The sequence below is a fragment of the Streptomyces iakyrus genome (assembly GCF_000717055.1).
Classification (GTDB): domain Bacteria; phylum Actinomycetota; class Actinomycetes; order Streptomycetales; family Streptomycetaceae; genus Streptomyces; species Streptomyces iakyrus.
This window is the reverse complement of sequence record NZ_JNXI01000112.1, coordinates 1-369: the sequence shown is the minus strand read 5'-3', so window position 1 is coordinate 369 and position 369 is coordinate 1. Positions and strand designations below refer to the sequence as shown.

Sequence of the window (369 nt, the reverse complement as noted above, 5' to 3'; positions counted from 1 at the left end):
TCGTTGGTGAGACGCCGTCGGTCGAACAGCGGGTCGAGATGCTGCAGGCGGTTGCCGATGCTTCGCACGGCGCGCGTCTGGACAGATCGATCCTCGAAGCGCTGGTGAAGGGCGAGACGCCCGAAGGACTGGCCGCGAAAAACGACGCTGCGCTGTCGCTTTACACGGAATTGGCCGGCATCGATCGCATCCTCCAGCAGGATCATGAACTGCCCGCGATCCTGCATGCGCTGGACGGCAAATTCGTGCGTCCAGCACCCGGCGGCGATCTTCTGCGCACGCCGGCGATCCTGCCGACTGGGCGTAATCTCCATGGCTTCGATCCGTTCCGCATCCCGAGCGCTTTTGCGGTGCAGGACGGAGCACACC

At 64.2% G+C, this 369-nt stretch carries 1 protein-coding gene; it reads left to right on the top strand.

Features of this window, described 5'->3' with window-relative positions; all coding sequences use genetic code 11:
* Nucleotides 1-369 (top strand): cobaltochelatase subunit CobN (locus tag OO68_RS48965; protein WP_157852837.1); only part of this gene is annotated, 369 nt, incomplete at both ends.